2 protein-coding genes are annotated in these 3,116 nt (G+C 63.1%); both read left to right on the top strand.

Annotated features, from left to right (window positions below):
* On the top strand, positions 1-252 hold a 252-nt coding region (locus XBLMG947_RS23405), incomplete at its 5' end, for a hypothetical protein (protein WP_209437489.1).
* Between the two features lie 154 nt (positions 253-406).
* A partial coding sequence (locus tag XBLMG947_RS18690; RefSeq protein ID WP_065470082.1) for a ligand-binding sensor domain-containing protein occupies positions 407-3,116 on the top strand: 2,710 nt, incomplete at its 3' end.

Below are 3,116 nucleotides of genomic sequence, written 5' to 3'. Positions count from 1 at the left end.
AGGCGTTACGCAGCAAGCGATAACAAGTCGTGCGGATGCGCCGTCGCCGGAGCGAGCGCTATCGGGTGTCACGCGCTGCGTTCGTCCGGCAATGGTCTGCTTGAACAGGCATGCAGGCTCGCGATGGTGTTGGCAGACGAAAGGGCGCTGCGCGTGTCCTACGCACTGAAGCGCGCCGAGCAGTTGCGTAGCAAACGTAGGTGGAATGCGCTGTTAGGCCCGCTGCTGGCGACCACTGCGGTTTACCAATGACGCTACACCAAGTGCCGCGGGGACTGAACGTATGCGCAGCAGTAAGCGCAGACGCGGACTTGCCCGCACCGCGTGTGGCCCGCACTATGCGCCGACTTGTCGTGAAACTGATCCGGTGCGCTTTCTATCCCGCTTGCCCCATTGGCTGCTCGTTGTGCTCTGGGCGTGCCTGTGTCTGGCAGCGCGCCCAGTGCAGGCGCGTACGCCCGCAACACCGGTGCCCATCCAGCTGACGATCGCCGATGGACTGCCGTCCGACACGATCAGTCAATTGGCCGAGGACAAGCAGGGATATCTGTGGCTTGCCAGCGATGACGGCTTGGCCAGGTTCGACGGCCGCAATTACCGCATCTGGCGGATGGAAGATGGCCTGACCAGCAATGTGGTCTGGGCCATCTGTGTCGATGCCAAGGACCGGGTGTGGATGGGCTTCGAGGATGGTGGCGTTGGCTATCTGGAAGCGAACACGCGCACGTTCAAACGGCTGGAAGATCCGCGTTTTCCCGAACTGCGCGACATGATGGTGTGGGCGTTGGCACAGACACCAGACGGCGAGGTCTGGATCGGGACTGCGAAGCAAGGCGTGTATCGCTATCGGCCCGACGGGCAGATGCAGCACTTTTCCGCCAAGGCAGACGATCCTGCCAGCTTGCCGTCCGACAACATCGTGGGTCTCGAAGTTGCGCCCGACGGCTCCCTATGGATCGGCACCTGGGGCGGGCTAGTGCACTGGGATGGCCGACGCATGGAACGGGTGCCGCTACCTGGTCCGTCGCAGGCAGTCAACAGGTTGTACAAGGAGTCCGACGGCAAGGTGCTCTGGGTTGCGGATATCGAGGGCAATACAGTCCAGTTCGACACCGTCGGGCGGTCCACGCCGCGCCCTTGGCACAGCGTCACGGCCACGCCGCATGTCAACGGCGTGCTGTTGCGCGATCGACTCGGGCGCTATTGGCTGGATACCGATACCGGCATTGGGATGAGCGCCAGCGGCGGCGCCGTCGAACGCGTGCCGATCTATAGTTTTTCAGCGCACGGTCTGGTCAACCGGAATTGGATTGCCTCCTACCAGGACCGCGAAGGAGGGCTGTGGTTCGCCAGTCTGGAAGGGGGGCTGTGGCATCTGCCCCCGCGTTGGGACACTTTCGCGGTGTTCTCGCATCGCGGAGATGATCCGCAGTCCATTGCCAATCCTTCGGTTGTTGCGACAGCGCCTTCCCGCACGGGCGGGATCTGGCTGGTCGGTATACGCAGTGTTCTTGAACACTTCGATCCGGTCACCGGCCGCGTCGAGCAACATCTGGCCCGGGTCGATCCAGAGCGCGTTCCCGACACCGTGATGGAAAGCAAGATGGGGGTTGTCTGGATCGGTGTACAGGGCACGCTGGTTCGGTACGATCCGCGAACACGTGAGGTCAAGCGTTGGCCGCTGCTCAAGCAGATGCAAAATCCCGGAGCCGACCCCGAGATCGCGGGCAGGCCAGGCAGGATGGCCGAGGATGCGCAAGGACGCATCTGGGTCGCATTGCTGACGCACGGAGTGCAACTCTGGAGTAGCGAGGGCCAGCTGCTCAGGACGATCGATTACGGAAGCCACGGGCTGAAAGCGCTGACCGTGCTGGACATGCGGATCGGACCGGATGGACAGATCTGGCTGAGCAACAATGCCGGGCTGTGGCGATGGGATCCGCAGGCCGACCAGTTCGTTGCGGTACGTGGCGCGCCGTCCCTGCCTACCTATGTGTTTCGCCAGGGAGATGGTGGCATCGTCTGGCTTGGATTGGCGGGTCAACTGCGGCGCTATCTCTGGGACGGCACGCAGCTCACGCATCTGGATACGGTGGGAAAGGATCAGGAATTTCCGATGGTCTCGCCGACCGGCCTGGTGGTCGATGCCGGCGGGGTGGCCTGGGTCTCCAGTCATCGTGGGCTGATTCGGGTCGACCCCGGCAGCAAGCTGGTGCGTGTGTACGACGTGCATGACGGTCTTCCCAGTTCGCCCATGCAGGTGGCTACGCTGGTGCAGGCAAGCACGGGCCAGATCCTGGGCGGCACATCCGACGGCATCGTGGTGTTCGATCCAGCCACGATCCGTCCGAATCTGCGTCGACCGCAGCTGTTGATCGAACGTGTCAGCCTGCGACGGGGAGAGCGCGAACTGGATGTCACCGGCAAGGCGCCACTGCAAGTGCAGGACGGCGATCGCGACCTGCATATCGTTGCGCGGATGCTCACGTTTACCAATCCCGAATCTGCGAGTTACCGCTTTCGCCTGAGTGGCTACGATCCCGACTGGATCGCGGTGGGCTCCACTGGCGAGCGGTTATTTTCGCGCCTGCCCTCCGGGCATTACACGCTGGAAGTGCAGGGGCGCACTGCCGACGGCATCTGGTCGGCGAGCCAGACCTTACGTTTTCAGGTATTGCCGCCGTGGTGGCTGTCGCCGTGGGGCTTAAGCCTGTTGGCCTTGCTGACCTTGTGCGCGATCGCTGCGGCCACCTTGTTGTACCGCCGTCGGCTGCGTCGCTTGAATGCCTGGCAGCTGGCAGTGCACAAACAGGAACTGGCCGAGCAGGCGTCTTTGGCCAAGACGCGTTTTCTCGCCACGCTCGGTCACGAAGTGCGTACGCCGATGACTGGCGTCCTGGGCATGAGCGAATTGCTGCTCAAGACCTCGCAGGATGCAACGCAGCGCAGCTATACCGAGTCGATCCGCCGCGCGGGTGCGCATCTGCTGCGGCTGGTCAACGATGCGCTGGATCTGGCGCGGATCGAATCGGGCCGGCTTGAACTGGATTTCGAGCCTTTTTCGGTGCGGCAACTGCTGGCCGAGGTCGAAGCGCTGATGGCACCGTTGGCCCAGG

It is taken from the genome of Xanthomonas bromi, from assembly GCF_900092025.1.
In the GTDB taxonomy this organism is placed as follows: Bacteria; Pseudomonadota; Gammaproteobacteria; order Xanthomonadales; family Xanthomonadaceae; genus Xanthomonas; species Xanthomonas bromi.
This window is presented reverse-complemented; position numbering and strand designations above follow the sequence as displayed.